Genomic DNA, 16,569 nt, shown 5'->3' on the forward strand with positions numbered 1-16,569 from the left:
TTCCACGAGTTCTCTCAAGACCGGCGCCAGCATTGTCGTTATATCGTGGTAAAGCCATGGCCAACCACGACAGCGAAGCCCAATTCATCGACATCGCCGATCTGCGCATCGGGATGTACGTCTATGTCGATCTGGGCTGGATCAAACATCCTTTCGCGCTGAACAGCTTCAAGATCAGCTCGCAGGACCAGATCGACACGCTGATCGAACTGGGCGTCAAGCGCATCCGCTGGTCGCCGGAAAAGAGCGATCTCGAGCCACGCACCGAGAATGCCCAGAACGCAGTGGCTGGGAATGAGGATGCTCCAGCGGTGGATGACGCACAAAAATTCGGCGCTGACGGAACGGCACCTTCCAATCCAACCGGCAACGGAACAGCTCACGGACATGAGCCCCCAAGCGCTGCAGGGCGACAGGCAATCAGCGAAATCGTCGCCGCGGAAGCAGCCGCGCGTGTCGAAGAACGCCGTCGGCGGCAACAACGGCTCGCCGATCAGCTCAAGAGCCTGGAAATCTGCGAACGCGAGTTTTCCAGCGCATCACGCGGCTATCGCCAGCTCTGCGAACAAGTCGCCTCCCAGCCGGAAATCGCCCGCGAACGCGCCAGCGCGATCGTCGGCACGATGCTCAACGAGATGCTCGGCCAGCAGGAAACCGCGATCCGCTTGCTCTCCGAAGGCGTCGGCGATCGCACCGCGCAACATGCCATCAACGTCACGGTCATCGCCCTACTGCTCGGCAAGGCACTCGGCCTCGACGACACTCGGCTCGAGACACTCGGCAATGGCGCGCTGCTGCACGACATCGGACTGATCGAGCTGCCGGAGCGGCTGCGCTGGTTCGACAAGCATTTCACCACTGCCGAACGACGGCTCTATCAAGAACACGTCCCCCATGGCATCAAGCTTGCCGAGCGGATGAGGCTGCCTACCGAACAACGCGCGATCATCGCCCAGCATCACGAGCTCGCCGATGGACGAGGTTTCCCGCAAGGCTTGAGCGGCGAGCAAATCGACCCTCTGGCGCGCATCGTCGCGCTGGTCAATCTCTACGACAACCTCTGCAATCCGGTCCATCCGGCCCAGGCGCTCACGCCGCACGAAGCGCAGCGGCTGATCTTCGCGCAGATGCGCAACCAGTTCGACCCGAAGGTGCTGATGCCCTTCATCCGCATGATGGGCGTCTATCCGCCTGGATCATGTGTCGAGCTCACCGACGGACGTTTCGCCCTGGTCGTCTCGGTCAATGCCGCACGTCCTCTCAAACCGAACGTGATCATCTTTGATCCGCGCATCCCGCGCGACGAAGCCCTGGTCGAGAACCTCGAACAGGCCGGGGAACTCGGTATTCGCCGGAGCTTGAAGCCACTGCAATTGCCGCGCGCCGCCTTCGATTATCTGTCGCCGCGCCAGCGCGTCTGCTACTTTTTCGAGCGAGCCATGCCGATCCATGAACACGGGGTCAGTCGATGAAAGATCGCACCTGGCAGCCGCTGATCGAAGGCATGCTCGAAGCGGTATGGATCGTCGATGCGCTCGATCTACGCATATTGGCCATCAATCGCGCCGCCAGTGAGATGCTCGGCATCCCGGCGGCCGAGCTGGTCGGTAAGGCGGTCATCGATCTCGCCGCGACGCCAGAGGACATCTATTTCTGGGAAGACGTCGCCGCGGGACTCACCGACCAGATCCACTCCGAAACGCTGGTGCGCCGTGTCGATGGGACGACGCTGCCGGTCGAACGGCGCGCCAGCCGCATCACCTTGAGCGATGCGGCGAGCATCTTCCTGGTCGGCCTGCGCGATCGATCCGAAGAGCGACGCTTCGAGGACGAACTCGAAAAGCTCGTCGCCGAGCTGCGCGCCACACTCGAATCGACCGCCGACGGCATCCTCGTCACCGACCCGAACGGCGTGATCCGCGGCTACAACCGCCGTTTCGCGGAACTCTGGGACCTGCCGCAGGAATTGACGACGCAACGTAATGACGCGGCGATCCATGGCTGGATGGCACAAAACGTCGTCGATGCCACGACCTACGCGGCCCGCCTGACCATGATCGCGCGCTCGCCACTGCTCGAGGCCACCGACACGCTGGTGCTGAAGAGCGGCAAGATCCTCGAGCGCGTCACCCTGCCCCAATACGCGCGTGGCCGGCCGATCGGCCGTGTCTATTCCTTCCGCGACATCACCCAGCGGGTGGCCGACGAAGCGCGCCTGCAGCTCGCCGCCAAGGTCTTCGCCTCGAGCCTCGACGCGATCTTCGTCACCGATCCGGAAATGATTCTGATCGACGCCAATCCTGCCTGCGAACGGCTCACCGGTCTATCTCACGAGGAGCTGGTCGGCAAGCACACCTACGATCTGCTCACCGACATGATCTCGCGCGAACATTTCGCCGCGCAGGTGGCAACGGCCTTGCAGACTTACGGCTATTGGGATGGCGAAGCCTGGCACCGCGATCACGCCGGCAACACGCTGCCCTGCCAGGCCTCGCTGGTGCGCGTGCTCGACAACGAGGGAGCGCTGCTCCATTACATCGGTTTCTTCAAGGACCTCTCGGAAACCGTCAATGCCAAGAAGCGCATCGAGGAGCTCGCCTACACCGACGCGCTCACCGGCCTGCCGAACCGCCTGCTGCTCAACGAACGCATCGAATTCGCGCTCGGCCTGGCCCATCGCGAGAAAGTCGGCTTCGCGCTGCTGTTCCTCGACCTGGACCGCTTCAAGCAGATCAACGACTCGCTCGGCCACATGTTCGGCGACCGGGTGCTCGTCTGCGTCGCCGAACGCATCAAGGACTGTCTGCGCCAGGTCGATACCGCCGCGCGGCTGGGTGGCGACGAATTCCTGATCCTGCTGCACAAGACCGATGCCCGTGGCGCCGAAATCATCGCCCGGCGCATCCTCAACAGCCTCTCCCAGCCTTTCGTCCTCGACGACTTTTCGTTCACCGTCACCTGCAGCATCGGCATCGCGCTCTATCCCGACGACGGCGAGACGATGGACGATCTGATCAAGAACGCCGATGCGGCGATGTATCACGTCAAAGAGCGCGGCCGTGCCGGCTTCCGCTTCTATCAGCGGCAGATGAACGTCGGCCTGCTCTCGCGGATGAAGATCGACCACGCGATGCGCCAGGCGCTCGCCAATCCGACAGCCGAAAGTCGCTTCGAGCTTTACTATCAGCCGCAGGTGCGTTTCAGCGATAATGCGATCACCGGCGTCGAGGCGCTGCTGCGCTGGCATGACGCCGAGCTGGGCGAAATCCCGCCAGCCCAGTTCATTCCCATCGCCGAGGAATCCGGCGTGATCGTCAATATCGGCCACTGGGTGCTCGACGCCGCCGTCGCCCAGTGCGCTGCCTGGCACGCGAAAGGCCTCGAGCTGATGATGGCCGTCAATGTCTCGCCGCTGCAGTTCCAGCAGGCCGACTTCGTCGAGCGTGTCGGTCAGACCCTGAAAAAATACGCCCTGCCGCCCCGGCTGCTCGAGCTGGAGCTCACCGAATCGATCCTGATCCAGGACGTCGATGACGCGCTGCGCCGTCTCGAAGCGCTGGCCGCGCTCGGCGTACAGTTGGCGATCGACGACTTCGGCACCGGCTATTCGAGTCTTTCCTACCTGAAGCGCTTCCCGATCCATCGGCTGAAAATCGACCGCTCCTTCATCCAGGACCTGCCCGTCGAAGAGAGCGACACGGCGATCGTCAATGCGATCATCCAGCTCGCCAACGCGCTACGCCTCAACGTGATCGCCGAAGGCGTCGAAACCGCCGATCAGCAGGATTTCTTGATCGCCGCCGGCTGCCAGGAATACCAAGGCTTCCTTTGCACTGCCGCACTACCAGCGCCGGATTTCGAAACCTTCCTCGCGCACCATCGGCAGGCAAACGGCTCGTAATGCCCCAGCAAAAAGCCCCCGCAGGTGAAACCTGGGGGGCTTCGGTCTGGTGCTGCCGGCCGGAATCGAACTGGCGACCTACTGATTACGAATCAGTTGCTCTACCGACTGAGCTACGGCAGCGACGGGCGCGCATTATAGCGCGCCTTCTCGCATCCGGTTCATTTGGTCAGTTCGCGCCAGCTGATCCGCTTCAGCTTGCTTTTGATGCGCACGTCGTTGATCTGATTCGTCACATTCTGGTCGGTCAAACGGATGATGCTCTTGACCTGCCCTCCGGGCAGGGTAAAGATATTTGCCCGCGTCGCAGCACCCGAATATTGCACCGCGATCTGCGTATTTGAAGTCCCAGGTACAAACACGACATGGCCGGAAAGAAAGTCGATGTTGTATACCCAACTCGTAAAACCCGACGCATTACAAGGATCAGGAGTACCCGGTTTGGTGGTCGAAAACACGAGCGTTCCCAAAACCAGCATCGGGTCGGTCACGCCGCGCTCGCCGGCATCCGGGAAATCGAGCTTCCAACCAAGGTTGTTGTCGTCGTCGAACACACTGTCCGGGTTGCCGTCACCGTTGATGTCGTAAATCGTTCCCGTCCGGCCGGCACCGCCGGAACTGACCGGAACATTGACGAGCCCGTTCGCCGGTGTACTACCTCCCAGCCAGTCCCAGATGCCATAGAAACTCTGTGACTGGGTGTTGGCTAGGTCGGAGTTGCCCAGCAGACGCCCGGTCGGGAAGAACACCACACGTTTCTTGACGCTGGTATTGGTTTTCGTCACTTCGCCGAGTTCCGGCCGTGCGGTGATCGGCTGGTTCGGCCCGGCATCGTATAGAAGGCTCACCGTCGGCGCACCACCACCGGTGAAGTCGAATTTCCAGAGCTTGCCGAGCAAGTCACCACCATAGACATATTTCGTCGTGTTGTCCTTGAGCGGATCGTCCGCCCAAGCGGCGATGCGCGCCAGACCACTCGGCGTCGCCGTGCTACCTGCTCCGGTGCTTACCTTGTAGATCACCGCTCCGGTCATCGCATCGAGCACATAGAGATAGCCACGTCCGTCGCCATTGACATGGTTGTTGTAGCCCGAGGTAACCATGACCACCCACTGACCATTCGGCAGCTTGGTGATCACCGGATTGCCAAAGCTGTAGCCGAGATCACAATCCTCGATCATGCGCGCGATGCCCGACGAGGCATAGCGTGCCGCGCCGGCCGGCGTCGACGCCGTGCAGCCCGGTTTCTGCCGAAACTCCCACAACACTTCGGGCGCCGTCTGGTTCGTGATGTCGAGCGCATAATAGCCCGGGCCGCCACCGGCCAGCCCGCCGACCAGGATGGTTTTCCAGACACCGCCGTCTTTGACATCCATCACCACCGGGGAGCCATCGACAAAGTAGCGATGCTTGGTATCGTAATCTTTGTCGGCGAGACGATACAGGTCGCGGATCACCATCGATGGGATATAAGCCCAGCGCTCCTGCCCGCCGCCACTGGATGCCCCCGACGCATTGAATGCATGCAGCATGCCATCGTTCGCTGCGACGTACAATGTTGGATCAGGCCGCAAGGTATTACGGGCGGGGTAACCGACCGCGCTGCCATAATCGTAAAGATATTTACCGACATAGACGGCCTCGGCATTGACGATGTCGCCCATCCTTCCATCCCGCTTACGGAAGTATCCCGTCGTGTTCGTCGTATCCTCGTGGCTCTTGTCACCGCGCAGATAATCGACCAAGGGCTGCCCTGCTGCTGCGGCCTGATCGGCCGCCGAAAGGCAAAGCGGCCCGATGGCACAGTATTGGGCCAGCCCACCCGCAATCCAGGATTGGTCGAAGCATCCCTGTTCACTCGCTGGCGGATTACAGGCACCCGGATTGAGGGTTGCATAAGTAAAGGCGCGCGGAGATCCTCCACCGACTCGGAAAGTCAGGATGCTACGTGCCGACCAGCTCGCGGCATCGAGCAGGGTGTGCGCCTGCCAATCCTCGGAGCCGGTGAAGATCGTGCCATTGATGGTATTGATCGACTCGCGTACCAGCTCACCGACCCATTTTTGCGTCCAATACTTCGAACTAAAAAGGAAGTTGTCTCCTGCGGTCACATTGGGGTTACTGGTGGTTGCCGCGGCATTACTGCCATCATCCACCCAGATGTCATTGATGATGTCGCGCAAACCACGGCTCAGAGTCAAAGGATTCTTCGCCAGCAGATAACTACCATGGCCGTTGACCGCGGCATGCCAGAGGTCGTCGATGTTCGCCTGATTGTCGGCCGACGGCTGCGGCCAGTTGCAGGAACCCGAAGTCTGCCAAGGGCAGATGCCATTGACAGCATTGGCGGTGCTGGCGTTAACCCTGAAGCTCACCGCGTCGTAATCGTCGGTGTCGGTTGGATCCGTCGTCGGATCGCCGCTCGGCGTTTTGTAATCGGCACGATACTGCATCAAGCCATCGACACCCAGGCTCACGCCGTAGGTCACCATGTGCTGAGCCGTATTCATATCGACACCACTCCTGGTCGCCACATTGTCGGTGCAGACCGAGCCGCCGCTCACACCGAGTGCACCGGTGCAATTGTTCAGGCTGCTGTCGCGCAGATCGGTTTTGTAGTAATAGGCGGCCACATCGGCAAGAGTGCCGCTCCAACCGTCGGCAAAAGGTATGGGGGGAACAGGGGGGCTGGCTGTCATATCTCCTTGTCCGACGCCCCCAATCACCATGCCGCTGCTGTCTTCATTGCCGATCCCACTGCCATTGAGACGCACACCACCAGCACCATTCCAATAACCGTCGGTCGTGACGATGCTGAAATTTTTCTGGCATGAATATTGGATGGGATCGGTCGCCCCGGCCAGGCCGGATGACTTGGCAAAATAGCGCCCAACCCGCGACAGTGCTTCGCGCAGTGGTGTTCCGCCGCTCGGCCGGATTGCGAACAGGCGGGTGTACCAATCCTGCTTGTGGCCGCTTGGGCCTGGGACGAAATTGAAGTCGGCGATGTTGATCAGATCGCGGTTTCCGGTCGTGTTGCCATTGATGGTCATGAAACCGACACGAAAACGGTCATCGACACTCTGGAAAGCGATCGATATGGCTGTTTTCGTAGACTGAATGCGGGAACGATACCAGGCGAACCAGTTGGCGAAATTGCTCAATTCTTCACTATAGCTGCACGTCGGCTGGTTCGTGCAGTCGCTCCGACCCGAACGGTCGAGCGCCGCAAACTCGCCGGCATTGCATGGCCCGAAACGCTCGGTGACCGTTCCCGTGGCCGCGACGCAGAGATTGCCGTAGCTGGCCTTGCCAGAGACGATGTCGATACGCATGAAACGTCCAGGTGCATACGTCGGGCCGGTTGTGCTGACTCGCAGCGTCGGATAGCGTGGATACCTAAATGTTCCATTCTTCAATGCCTGGCAGCGATCGGTCGCGGCCGCCACACCTCCATCGACCAGCCGGTCGCGACCACGAGTATTGTTGCACCAGCGCAAGGCAGCGGGATAGTTATAAGCCACGCCACCGACCGTTGTCGGAACCCAGGAGGCAACACAGTTGGTCAGTTTGCGGTTGGTACAGAATTCGCCCGGAATCATCACATAGTAATGTGGCCCGGCATCGCGATTGGTATCGATCGTCGGCGCCTGAGGTGTGCCGGTAACGAATTTTCCGCTACCGGTGGCACGCACTGCGTGCATCGTTGTGTAATTTTTACCGGCGATTGTGCCTGGAACGAGATAGTTGTCTGCCCGCAGACAATCGGTATAGCTCGTGTTGGTACACCATTCGGTATCCGGAAATTCGGTGCGCAGATCGATGCCCGCAGCACCGTACATCACCCCATAGGCATCCCAGGGGGTCGTCCCGTTACCACTGTAACTGGCACGACTGGTACCATCGGCATTCACTGGCGGACGGTATTCAATGGTCGGGTTGTAATAAACCGAGTTGAAGCCCCCGTTGACGATTTCATCATGCGTTCCACCGCCGGCTGATGGCACTTTCAACAGCCAAGTGGTATGGGTCAAAAAGGGCGGCATGCCGCGCTGATTAGTGCCACCGGAATAGACGGTATCGATGTTATTGCCCGATGAATTCTGTGGCAGGCAAACCCAAGCACTACTATTGCTGCTGGGTTGCCGGCAACACTTCGTTCCGGTTTCGCCAGTACTGTTCTTGCAATAGTTATAATCACTATATCCAAGCCAATCGGGGAGATAATCGAAGCGCATCGAGCCCGAGTCGTCGAGCAGGAACATCAGGTTCGGCTTCACGGGCGATGCGGTGGGCGTGATCAATGGGCCGCTCGAAATGTCCGTTGGGGTTGCCCAACTATGCCATGCAGGCAGGCCGAGACAGAAAACCAAGGGCAGAAAGCGGAAGCTGTTCATTGTGCAACTCCCTATTCAAAGAGAAACGATCGCTTCGACGAAGGCCGTCGTATTGCGCGGCCCATCGATACGGGTGATGATGCGGTAATACACCCCGGCTGGCGCCGAACCAGAGAATGCCACCGCATCATTGCGTTTCGATCCGGGCAGCAATCGACTCACATCCCATGTCTTGGCGCAATAGACACCGGCAGCATTGGCTGCGCCATTTGCCGTGCAAAGGCGCTGGATCAAATAAGACACCTGAAGGCCGGTATTCGGATCGGACGCCAACACTGCCGGGGTATTCGTAGCAGCATAGGCATTCCACCAGGTCAGCCAGCTTTGGCTAGAAGAAGGTTGATGATAGGGAGGGGTGGGATTCGGATCGAGCGCATTCGCAACGTAGAAAGGCGTATTGACGTAACCCGGTTCGGCCGGATCCTCATTCAGCATGACAGCGCTGGCGCTCACCAGCCATGATGAGGCATCTTCGATGCCGCGATCTCCCTGGCTTACCGCGCTTTTCTGCAGGGCGAGGTTGCCGGCGGTCAGGATGCCACTATCCACGGTGCGAAACAAGGCAATGCCGGAAAGCAGCATCGCGACGAGCACGATCAACGCGAGAAAGAGAATCACGCCGCGCTGTCTGGACGGAATCTTTCGCCTGCCCATCGCTACACCCCGCTCCAAAGGAGGTTGCGCAACACCACGATCGAATTCGCGACCCGGTAGCGGTAATGCTGATCCGGGACGCTCCAGACCGGCCCTTGGGTCAGTGGCCCGTCAGCGGCATTCGTGTTGTCAGCCCACAGCTTGAGAGTCGCCGGACTGACTGGGTCCTTTTCCGCCTGGCCGCTGCGCGTCACCACTGCGATACGCACCGCCAAAATACGCGCCCCGTCTTCGGCACGCACCGTCTGGCTGGCATCCGACCCCGGCGCATCGGTCAGACCAGTATCACTCGCCGGACAAGTCCCGCCCGGTGGCACACGGGTCTTGCAGAAAAGATCGATCACACGATCCCGATTCGGCGCAGTGGTATCGACCCCATATTGGGCAACCAAAGCGACCACATCGTTGGCAATAGGCTGCCAGACAGTCAGATCATTGATTTTCGTGCTATCAGCGCAGTTGGAGACGGTGAAATCGCAACGCGTCAGCATACCATTGCGAACGGCATACACGACGAATGTGGGGTTGCCCCCAAGATGCATGACTATTGCATTGTCGGCGCCATAGGCCGCGACTGTTGCGAAATCAATGGCCACCTCGTCATCGACATTGGGGGGATTGATCGTTCCACTCGCTCTGGTCAAGGTGCAATCGCTCCCGGACTCTCCCACCAGTAGAAAATCCGGAGGATTGCTGTGAATGCCGTTTTTATTCACCAAATGAAGCACAGTATCCCCTGCCGCTGCTGGCGTTGCGAGGCGACTTCCCTCTATGATCGATGCCCCATCTCCCGCAACGATCACGAGCATGTCCGAACCCGGATCACCGGGTGGGATGCCCCACAAGTTGGCAAGGTGGGAAGCAGTCGCACCCGCCGGCACGATACTGACCGGTTGCAGATAACGATTGTTCAACCCCGAGGCGAGATTCGATCGTATCCTGCAGCCAAGCACCTGACGATCGAGGAAGCCGTAGCCGGCGCGCTGCATTTCGCGTTCGATCTGATAGAGCGCGACAATCGCGCCGGATTGCGCTTCGCCCAAGCTGCCGAGAGCGCGCTTACCACTTTCACCACGTATGTAGACCTGCATGATCGCAATGGTGCCGATCATCGCGATGACCAAGGCTACCAGGAGCTCGATCAGACTGAAACCACGGGATGTTGAGAGGGAGGTGAAATGCATGGATCATTTCCTGATCTGAGCGACGACGACATGATGATGGGGCGCAACATCGGTGGGCGCCTGCCATGAAATCGTCACCGTGACGACATTATTGGCGTCGATCGACACGACCGGCTCGTTCGTGCCCGTCGCCCCGGGCAGACCCGTGCCGGCGGCCTGGATCTGATTACGCCAGGCGACGAATTTCGCCCCCCCCATCGTCGAGTCGTATTGAGCTGCCAGAGCGGCTGTATCGTCCGTCCACATCTGGCTGATCAGCTGGTCGGCATACATCGCCGCCTCGGCGCGGTATTTGGCCTCGCCGGTCATCTGCGAAGCCACGGCCTGCATGCCGAGCAGCCCGAGGATGCCGAAGGCGAACAACAGCAGCGCGACGAGCACTTCGAGCAGGGTGGCGCCATTTTGAGTCTTTTTCATGCCGGTCACCTTCAACACGCTTGAGGATCGCCCGCCGGTCGGCGCGGATCGCACAAACGCACCTCGCCACCAACGGCCACGGTGATACGCAAACAACGGATCGAGCCGCTTGCTCCTTCGCAGTTGTCCACGCTTGGATTCGTAATGTCGATATCCACCACGGCAGGCGGAGAAGCGGGCAGAATGCGCCGACCCAGATTGTCGAAGACGATATCGACGTTGCCACCGGCAATCGTCGCTTCGACCGCACCCCCATCGGCAGCGGACTTCTGCTGAATCACTGTCGTATCGGGCAACATGACTTGCCAACCGCCACCCACGCCGCTGACTGGATCGAACCGGAAAGTGATCTCCATGTTGCGCTTGAGCGCTTCGGTCCGGGCATATTGCAGGCCAGACAAAACCCCATCGGCCACCGCCCGCACGCGTAGATTGGCGAGCATCGTCACGAAGCCTGGATAGGCGATTAGGAGCAGGAAGGCGAGCAGCGCGATCGACACCATCAGCTCGATGAGGGTGAAACCTCGTGCCGAGCCCATTTTCAGCATGTACCACCTCGCCTGATCACCCAACAGTTGGCATTGAGCGTCCAGCCTGAGGGAACGGCAGTCGTCGCCCGATTGTTGTCCTGATCGATCGTATAAGTGAATCCAGCCGTCCGTTCGCCGGCTCTGCCATCCGCCTGAATCGTGTAAGTCGTTGCAGTCAGGGTTGGGCAGGAATAATTGAAAAAACGCCCTGTCGGCAGCGGAGCAACGGTGTTTGCAGCACAGGCGCCCACATAGGTGCGGTTGTCGAGGAAATAGGTTTCCATTTTCGCGCGCATTGCGGCGAGCTCGCCATGCGCCTCGGACAGTGCGCCGCGCAGCAGATAATCGTTGTACGCTGGCAACGCTATGGCCGCCAGGATGGCAATGATGGCGACGGTGATCATCATTTCGATCAAGGTAAATCCGCGCTGAGCCCGTTTCATGAAATCGCTCCTCTTCTGCCCTGATTGGAATTTATGCCGATGGCCTCGACGAGGCCAGTGTGCGCCGACGAATGGCGGAAAATGGGCGGCGAACGGCGGCACCGCCGTCAGCCGAGCCCTTTCGGCAACGGAAACCGCACCCCTTCGTCCACCTGCGCGATCTTGGGCGGCGGCGCACCGGTGAGGGCGGCAACGGCAGCGACGACTTCGGCGACCAGCGTCTCGGGAGCGGAAGCGCCAGCGGTGATGCCGACCGCTGCGGCGTCAGCGAACCATTCGGGTCGAAGCTCCGCGGCGCGGTCGATCAACCAGGCTTGGGCGCCTTGCTGCTCGGCCACTTCGCGTAGGCGATTGGAGTTCGAGCTGTTCTTCGAGCCGACGACGAGGATCACATCGCACTGCTGTGCGAGTCGGCGCACGGCATCCTGGCGATTTTGCGTCGCATAGCAGATGTCGTCCTTCTTCGGACCGACGATGTTCGGAAAGCGGCATTTGAGCGCCGCGACGATCGCCGCCGCGTCATCGACCGAGAGGGTGGTCTGGGTAACGTAGGCCAAGGGGGGTGCCGGGGGTGCCGCCCCGCCAGCGCCGACTTTGCGAGGTGAGTCGGCGCCCGGCGGGACGTCTTCATTTCCACCAGCGCCGACTTTCAGCGTAGCCACATCGGCAACGTTTTCGACCAGATACATGCCATCCGGCCATTGCCCCATCGTGCCCTCGACTTCCGGATGCCCCTTGTGGCCGATCATGATCACCTCGCGACCAGCCTTGCGATGACGCTCGACTTCGAAATGCACCTTGGTCACCAGCGGGCAGGTGGCGTCGAAGACCGTCAGGTGGCGCCGAGCGGCCTCGGCGCGCACGCTCTTTGGCACGCCGTGGGCGGAAAAGATCACCGTCGCGCCATCGGGCACCTCGTCGAGCTCGTGGACGAAGATCGCACCCTTGGCGCGCAACCCATCGACGACGAAGCGGTTGTGCACGACCTCATGGCGCACGTAGATCGGCGCGCCGAACTTTTCGAGGGCGCGCTCGACGATACTGATCGCCCGCTCGACGCCGGCACAAAAACCGCGGGGGTTGGCGAGCAGGATTTGCATCATCCTAAAAACCTCGGTTGGACGCGCCCGATGGTGCGGCCCGGCGGGTGCATGGCGCGACGCGACGACGCTGCAGGCTCATGCCTGCAAGGAGGAGCAACAAAGCCAAGCGCCCGCCGGGGTGTGCCAGCGGGTGTGTAGCGGGGTCACCGACTCGGTGAGCGGGGGAGGTGTGGCAACCTATGATTCTCAAAGGCATTTTTTGCCTACAGGAGCGGTCAACTGAGGTTTTTAGGATCATAGCACTCCGATCACTTCGACCTCGAAGCGGATCGATTTGCCGGCCAGCGGATGGTTGAAGTCGACGAGCGCCGTTTCGTCGTCCATTTCGCGCACCAGCCCGGCGAAGGTCTGGCCATTGGGTGCCGCGAACTCGACGAGAGTGAGCACGCCGATATCGGCTCCGCCGTTGGGCAGTTCGGCTTTCGGGATGCGTTTCATGAGTTCGGGATTGTGCGGGCCGAAGGCTTGATGCGCTTCGAGCAGGAAGACGTGCCGCTCGCCGACGGGCAGGCCGTCGAGGCAGGCCTCGAGGGTGGGCGCGAGCTCGCCGCTGCCCAGCTGCAAGGTGGCGGGTGTCGCGCCGAAGGTCGAGACGATCTCGATATCGTCGGCGGTGGCGACGCGGTAGTGGAGGGTCACGAGGTCGTCGAGCTTGACGCGTTCAGTCATGGGGCGTGTGCCTGAGTTGCTGCCAGAGCAGCAGTATGACACCGATGGTGATGGCCGAATCGGCGAGGTTGAAGGCCGGCCAGTGCCAGCCGGCGACATGGAAATCGAGGAAATCGACCACTGCAGCAAAGCGCAGCCGGTCGATCAAATTGCCGATGGCGCCGCCGAGGATCAGCGCGAAGGCCAATGGTTGCAAGGTTTCCTGCGCGTGTTTGCGGATCATCCAGACAAGCCCAATGGAGACGGAAAGCGCGAGCAGGATGAAGAACCATTTCTGCCAGCCACCCGCCTGGGCGAGGAAGGAAAACGATGCTCCGGGATTCATCACCAGCACGAGATTGAAGAACGGTGTGATTTCGCCGCTCTCGTAAAGATGCAGGCTCGCCAGCACCCAGGCCTTGCTGAGCTGGTCGAGCAGGATCACGAGACCAGCCAGAGCGAACCAGCGCACCGAATCACGCAAACTCGCGCGCCTCGCCCGCGCCGAAGAGATTGGTCGTGCAGCGGCCGCACAGTTCTGGATGGGCAGGATCATGGCCGACATCCTCGCGCCAGTGCCAGCAGCGCGCGCATTTCTTGTGCGGGCTGGGCGTGACTCGAATGGTGAGACCGGTAGACTGTGCCATTTGGCCAGCGCCAAGATTCGTCAGCGAAACTTTCGAGCAGATCAGCACGAACTTGAGGTCTTCACCCAAAGCGGCGAGCGCCTCGAAGACTTCCCCGGCCGCGGTGATTTCGATCTCGGCTTGCAGGGACGAGCCGATCCTGCCTGCGCTGCGCACCGCCTCGATCGCCTTCATCGCCTCCAGGCGCACCGAGCGGATGAGCCGCCAGCGCGCTTCGATCTGTCCGGCCTGCGGCAGCTCGGGCAGCCGATGCCAGGTCTCCAGCATCACGCTGTCCTTGCCTTGCACCGCGCGAATCTCCTCGGCGGTGAAGGCGAGGATCGGCGCCATCAGCCGGGTCAGGCTCTCGGTGATGTGCCACAGCGCAGATTGCGCCGAGCGGCGCGGCCGCCCAGCGGCCGGCGTGGTGTAGAGGCGATCTTTGAGGATGTCGAGATAGAACGCGCCCAGATCCTCGGCGCAGAAGTTCATCAGCGCCTGCACCACCTTGTGGAACTCATAGCGTTCATAGGCGGTAGTGCACGTCTTTTGCAGCGCATGCACGAGGAAGAGCGCATAGCGGTCGATTTCCAGCCAGTCCTCGACCGGCAGCATGTGCTGGAGCGGATCGAAATCCGCCGTATTGGCGAGCAGAAACTTCAAGGTGTTGCGCAGCCGCCGATAGACCTCGACGACGCGGTCGAGGATCTCCTGCGAGATCGACAGCTCTCCGGAATAATCGGTCGCCGCGACCCACAGGCGCAGGATTTCGGCGCCGAGCTTGTCGGCGACTTGCTGCGGCGCGACGACGTTGCCTTTCGACTTGCTCATCTTCTGGCCCTTGCCATCGACGACGAAGCCGTGGGTCAAGAGCCCCTTGTAGGGCGCACGGCCGTCGATGCAGCAACCGGTGAGCAAACTGGAGTGGAACCAGCCGCGATGCTGGTCGGAGCCTTCGAGATACAGATCGGCAGGATAGGCGCACTCGGCTGCATGCGAGCCGCGCATCACGCTCCAGTGCGTGGTGCCGGAATCGAACCAGACGTCGAGGGTGTCGTTCATCTTCTCGTATTGCGCCGCCTCGTCGCCGAGCAGCTCTTTGGGATCGAGCGAGAACCAGGCTTCGATGCCGCCCGCTTCGACACGCTTGGCCACCGCTTCGAGGAGTTCCAGTGTGCGCGGGTGCGGCTCGCCGGTTTCCTTGTGCAGGAAGAACGGGATCGGCACGCCCCAGTTTCTCTGGCGCGAAACACACCAGTCGGGCCGGTTGGCGATCATCGCATGCAGGCGCGCCTTGCCCCAGGGCGGGAAGAATGCCGTCGCCTCCACCGCCGCCAGCGCCATCTCGCGCAAGGTCTTGCCTTCGTCACGCCCTCTGACCTCCATGCCGACGAACCATTGCGTCGTGGCGCGGTAGATGACCGGCGTCTTGTGGCGCCAGCAGTGCATGTAGCTGTGCGTGATCTCGCCACTGGCCAAGAGACAACCGACTTCGGCAAGCTTGTCGATGATCTTCGCATTCGCCTGCCAGACGTCCATGCCGCCAAAGAAAGGCAAACTTTCCGCAAAACGGCCATCTGCCTGCACCGGGGTGAGGATCTCGTCGTTTTGCATCCCGGCGCGCTTGCAGGATTCATAGTCCTCGACGCCATAGGCCGGCGCGCTATGCACGATGCCGGTGCCGGTATCGAGCGTCACGTATTCGCCGAGAAACACGGGGGAGGCGCGGTCGTAGAACGGATGACGAAACTCGAGGCGATCCAGGGCCAGCCCTCGGCAGGCGCCCAGCACCTTGCCTTCGAGACCGTAACGCGCCAGCGCAAGCGCTCTGAGCTCGGCGGCGAGGATCAAAAGCCCCTTTTCGGTATCGACGAGCTCATAGACGAAATCGGGATGCACGTTCAGGGCCTGGTTGGCCGGAATGGTCCACGGCGTGGTGGTCCAGATCACCGCATAGACGGGCGCCTGCGGCACAGCGGCCAAACCGAAGGCGCCGGCAAGGCGAACGCGCTCGGCAGGATCGAGCGGGAAGGCGACGTCGATCGCCGGGCTCTTCTTGTCGGCATACTCGACCTCGGCCTCGGCGAGTGCTGAGCGGCAATCGAAGCACCAATTGACGGGTTTGAGGCCCTTGTAGAGATAGCCCTTGCGATACAGCTCGGCAAGCGCGCGAATCTCCGCCGCCTCGGTCGCAAAATCCATCGTCTTGTAGGGGTGCTCCCAGTCGCCCAGGACGCCCAAGCGGATGAAATCCTTCTTCTGCCGTTCGATCTGCGCCTCGGCATAGGCACGGCACAGCGCGCGCGCCTGATTGCCTTCGAGGTGCTTGCCGTGCGTCTTTTCGATCTGGTGCTCGATCGGCAGGCCGTGGCAGTCCCAGCCCGGCACATAAGGCGCATCGAAGCCGGCGAGCGTCTTCGAGCGAACGATGATGTCCTTGAGGATTTTGTTGACCGCATGGCCGATGTGGATGTCGCCATTGGCATAGGGCGGTCCGTCGTGCAGCGTAAAGCGTGGCCGGCCACGGCAAGCCTCGCGAATCTTCCGATAAAGTTGCTTGTCCTGCCATTCCTTCACCCAAGCCGGTTCGCGGCGCGCCAAATCGCCACGCATCGGGAAGGGCGTGTCGGGCATGTTGAGCGTTTTCTTGTAATTGGCCATCTTTT

12 protein-coding genes and 1 tRNA gene are annotated in these 16,569 nt (G+C 61.0%); 2 read left to right on the forward strand and 11 right to left on the reverse strand.

The features are described from left to right. Positions 1–56 precede the first annotated feature (56 nt). Both EL335_RS08530 and EL335_RS08535 read left to right on the forward strand, forming a co-directional pair. Positions 57–1,472 carry a cyclic di-GMP phosphodiesterase gene (locus tag EL335_RS08530; RefSeq protein ID WP_126445952.1) on the forward strand — a complete coding sequence of 472 codons (1,416 nt, stop codon included), beginning with the start codon at positions 57–59 and terminating at the stop codon, positions 1,470–1,472. Continuing rightward, positions 1,469–3,901, forward strand: a complete 2,433-nt coding sequence (locus tag EL335_RS08535; protein WP_126445954.1) for a sensor domain-containing protein — start codon at positions 1,469–1,471, stop codon at positions 3,899–3,901. The genes EL335_RS08530 and EL335_RS08535 overlap by 4 nt, the downstream gene beginning before the upstream one ends. Positions 3,902–3,948: 47 nt before the next feature. On the opposite strand, the gene EL335_RS08540 is transcribed toward EL335_RS08535, so the two are convergent. The 11 genes from EL335_RS08540 to ileS form a co-directional block, all read right to left on the reverse strand. Beyond that, positions 3,949–4,024: transfer RNA gene (locus EL335_RS08540), tRNA-Thr, on the reverse strand. A gap of 38 nt (positions 4,025–4,062) precedes the next feature. Further along, positions 4,063–8,298: a pilus assembly protein gene (locus EL335_RS08545; RefSeq protein ID WP_126445956.1), complete on the reverse strand. Its 4,236-nt coding sequence runs from the start codon at positions 8,296–8,298 to the stop codon at positions 4,063–4,065. A 15-nt stretch (positions 8,299–8,313) separates the two neighbouring features. Beyond that, on the reverse strand, positions 8,314–8,916 hold the full coding sequence (locus EL335_RS08550) for a pilus assembly PilX family protein (RefSeq protein WP_126445958.1): 603 nt from the start codon (positions 8,914–8,916) through the stop codon (positions 8,314–8,316). A gap of 38 nt (positions 8,917–8,954) precedes the next feature. Beyond that, entirely contained in the window at positions 8,955–10,136 is a 1,182-nt protein-coding gene (locus tag EL335_RS08555; RefSeq protein ID WP_126445960.1) for a PilW family protein, read from the reverse strand. 3 nt (positions 10,137–10,139) lie between these two features. After that, positions 10,140–10,553 carry a type IV pilus modification protein PilV gene (pilV, locus tag EL335_RS08560; RefSeq protein WP_126445962.1) on the reverse strand — a complete coding sequence of 138 codons (414 nt, stop codon included), beginning with the start codon at positions 10,551–10,553 and terminating at the stop codon, positions 10,140–10,142. 11 nt (positions 10,554–10,564) lie between these two features. Further along, complete coding sequence (locus tag EL335_RS08565; RefSeq protein WP_126445964.1) at positions 10,565–11,101, reverse strand: GspH/FimT family pseudopilin; 537 nt, start codon at positions 11,099–11,101, stop codon at positions 10,565–10,567. Continuing rightward, complete coding sequence (locus tag EL335_RS08570; protein ID WP_126447781.1) at positions 11,095–11,526, reverse strand: type IV pilin protein; 432 nt, start codon at positions 11,524–11,526, stop codon at positions 11,095–11,097. The genes EL335_RS08565 and EL335_RS08570 overlap by 7 nt, the downstream gene beginning before the upstream one ends. Positions 11,527–11,633: 107 nt before the next feature. Then, the gene (gene ispH, locus EL335_RS08575) at positions 11,634–12,626 is read right to left on the reverse strand and encodes a 4-hydroxy-3-methylbut-2-enyl diphosphate reductase (protein WP_126447783.1); all 993 of its coding nucleotides are present in this window, start codon (positions 12,624–12,626) and stop codon (positions 11,634–11,636) included. 237 nt (positions 12,627–12,863) lie between these two features. Further along, the gene (locus tag EL335_RS08580) at positions 12,864–13,298 is read right to left on the reverse strand and encodes an FKBP-type peptidyl-prolyl cis-trans isomerase (RefSeq protein ID WP_126445966.1); all 435 of its coding nucleotides are present in this window, start codon (positions 13,296–13,298) and stop codon (positions 12,864–12,866) included. Further along, the gene (gene lspA, locus EL335_RS08585; RefSeq protein WP_284155299.1) at positions 13,291–13,761 is read right to left on the reverse strand and encodes a signal peptidase II; all 471 of its coding nucleotides are present in this window, start codon (positions 13,759–13,761) and stop codon (positions 13,291–13,293) included. Before lspA ends, EL335_RS08580 begins: the two co-directional genes overlap by 8 nt. Next, a complete protein-coding gene (gene ileS / locus EL335_RS08590) occupies positions 13,754–16,564 on the reverse strand; it encodes an isoleucine--tRNA ligase (RefSeq protein ID WP_126445970.1) in 2,811 nt (936 codons plus the stop codon). Before ileS ends, lspA begins: the two co-directional genes overlap by 8 nt. Positions 16,565–16,569 lie beyond the last annotated feature (5 nt).

Source organism: Sulfuricystis multivorans (genome assembly GCF_003966565.1).
Taxonomy (GTDB): domain Bacteria; phylum Pseudomonadota; class Gammaproteobacteria; order Burkholderiales; family Rhodocyclaceae; genus Sulfuricystis; species Sulfuricystis multivorans.

Bases quoted from the DNA above. Each gene is read 5' to 3' on its own strand.
- ileS (WP_126445970.1), bottom strand. From the start codon at position 16,564: ATGGCCAATTACAAGAAAACGCTCAACATGCCCGACACGCCCTTCCCG.
- EL335_RS08530 (WP_126445952.1), top strand. From the start codon at position 57: ATGGCCAACCACGACAGCGAAGCCCAATTCATCGACATCGCCGATCTG.
- EL335_RS08580 (WP_126445966.1), bottom strand. From the start codon at position 13,298: ATGACTGAACGCGTCAAGCTCGACGACCTCGTGACCCTCCACTACCGC.
- EL335_RS08535 (WP_126445954.1), top strand. From the start codon at position 1,469: ATGAAAGATCGCACCTGGCAGCCGCTGATCGAAGGCATGCTCGAAGCG.
- pilV (WP_126445962.1), bottom strand. From the start codon at position 10,553: ATGAAAAAGACTCAAAATGGCGCCACCCTGCTCGAAGTGCTCGTCGCG.
- EL335_RS08570 (WP_126447781.1), bottom strand. From the start codon at position 11,526: ATGAAACGGGCTCAGCGCGGATTTACCTTGATCGAAATGATGATCACC.
- EL335_RS08555 (WP_126445960.1), bottom strand. From the start codon at position 10,136: ATGCATTTCACCTCCCTCTCAACATCCCGTGGTTTCAGTCTGATCGAG.
- EL335_RS08565 (WP_126445964.1), bottom strand. From the start codon at position 11,101: ATGCTGAAAATGGGCTCGGCACGAGGTTTCACCCTCATCGAGCTGATG.
- EL335_RS08545 (WP_126445956.1), bottom strand. From the start codon at position 8,298: ATGAACAGCTTCCGCTTTCTGCCCTTGGTTTTCTGTCTCGGCCTGCCT.
- ispH (WP_126447783.1), bottom strand. From the start codon at position 12,626: ATGCAAATCCTGCTCGCCAACCCCCGCGGTTTTTGTGCCGGCGTCGAG.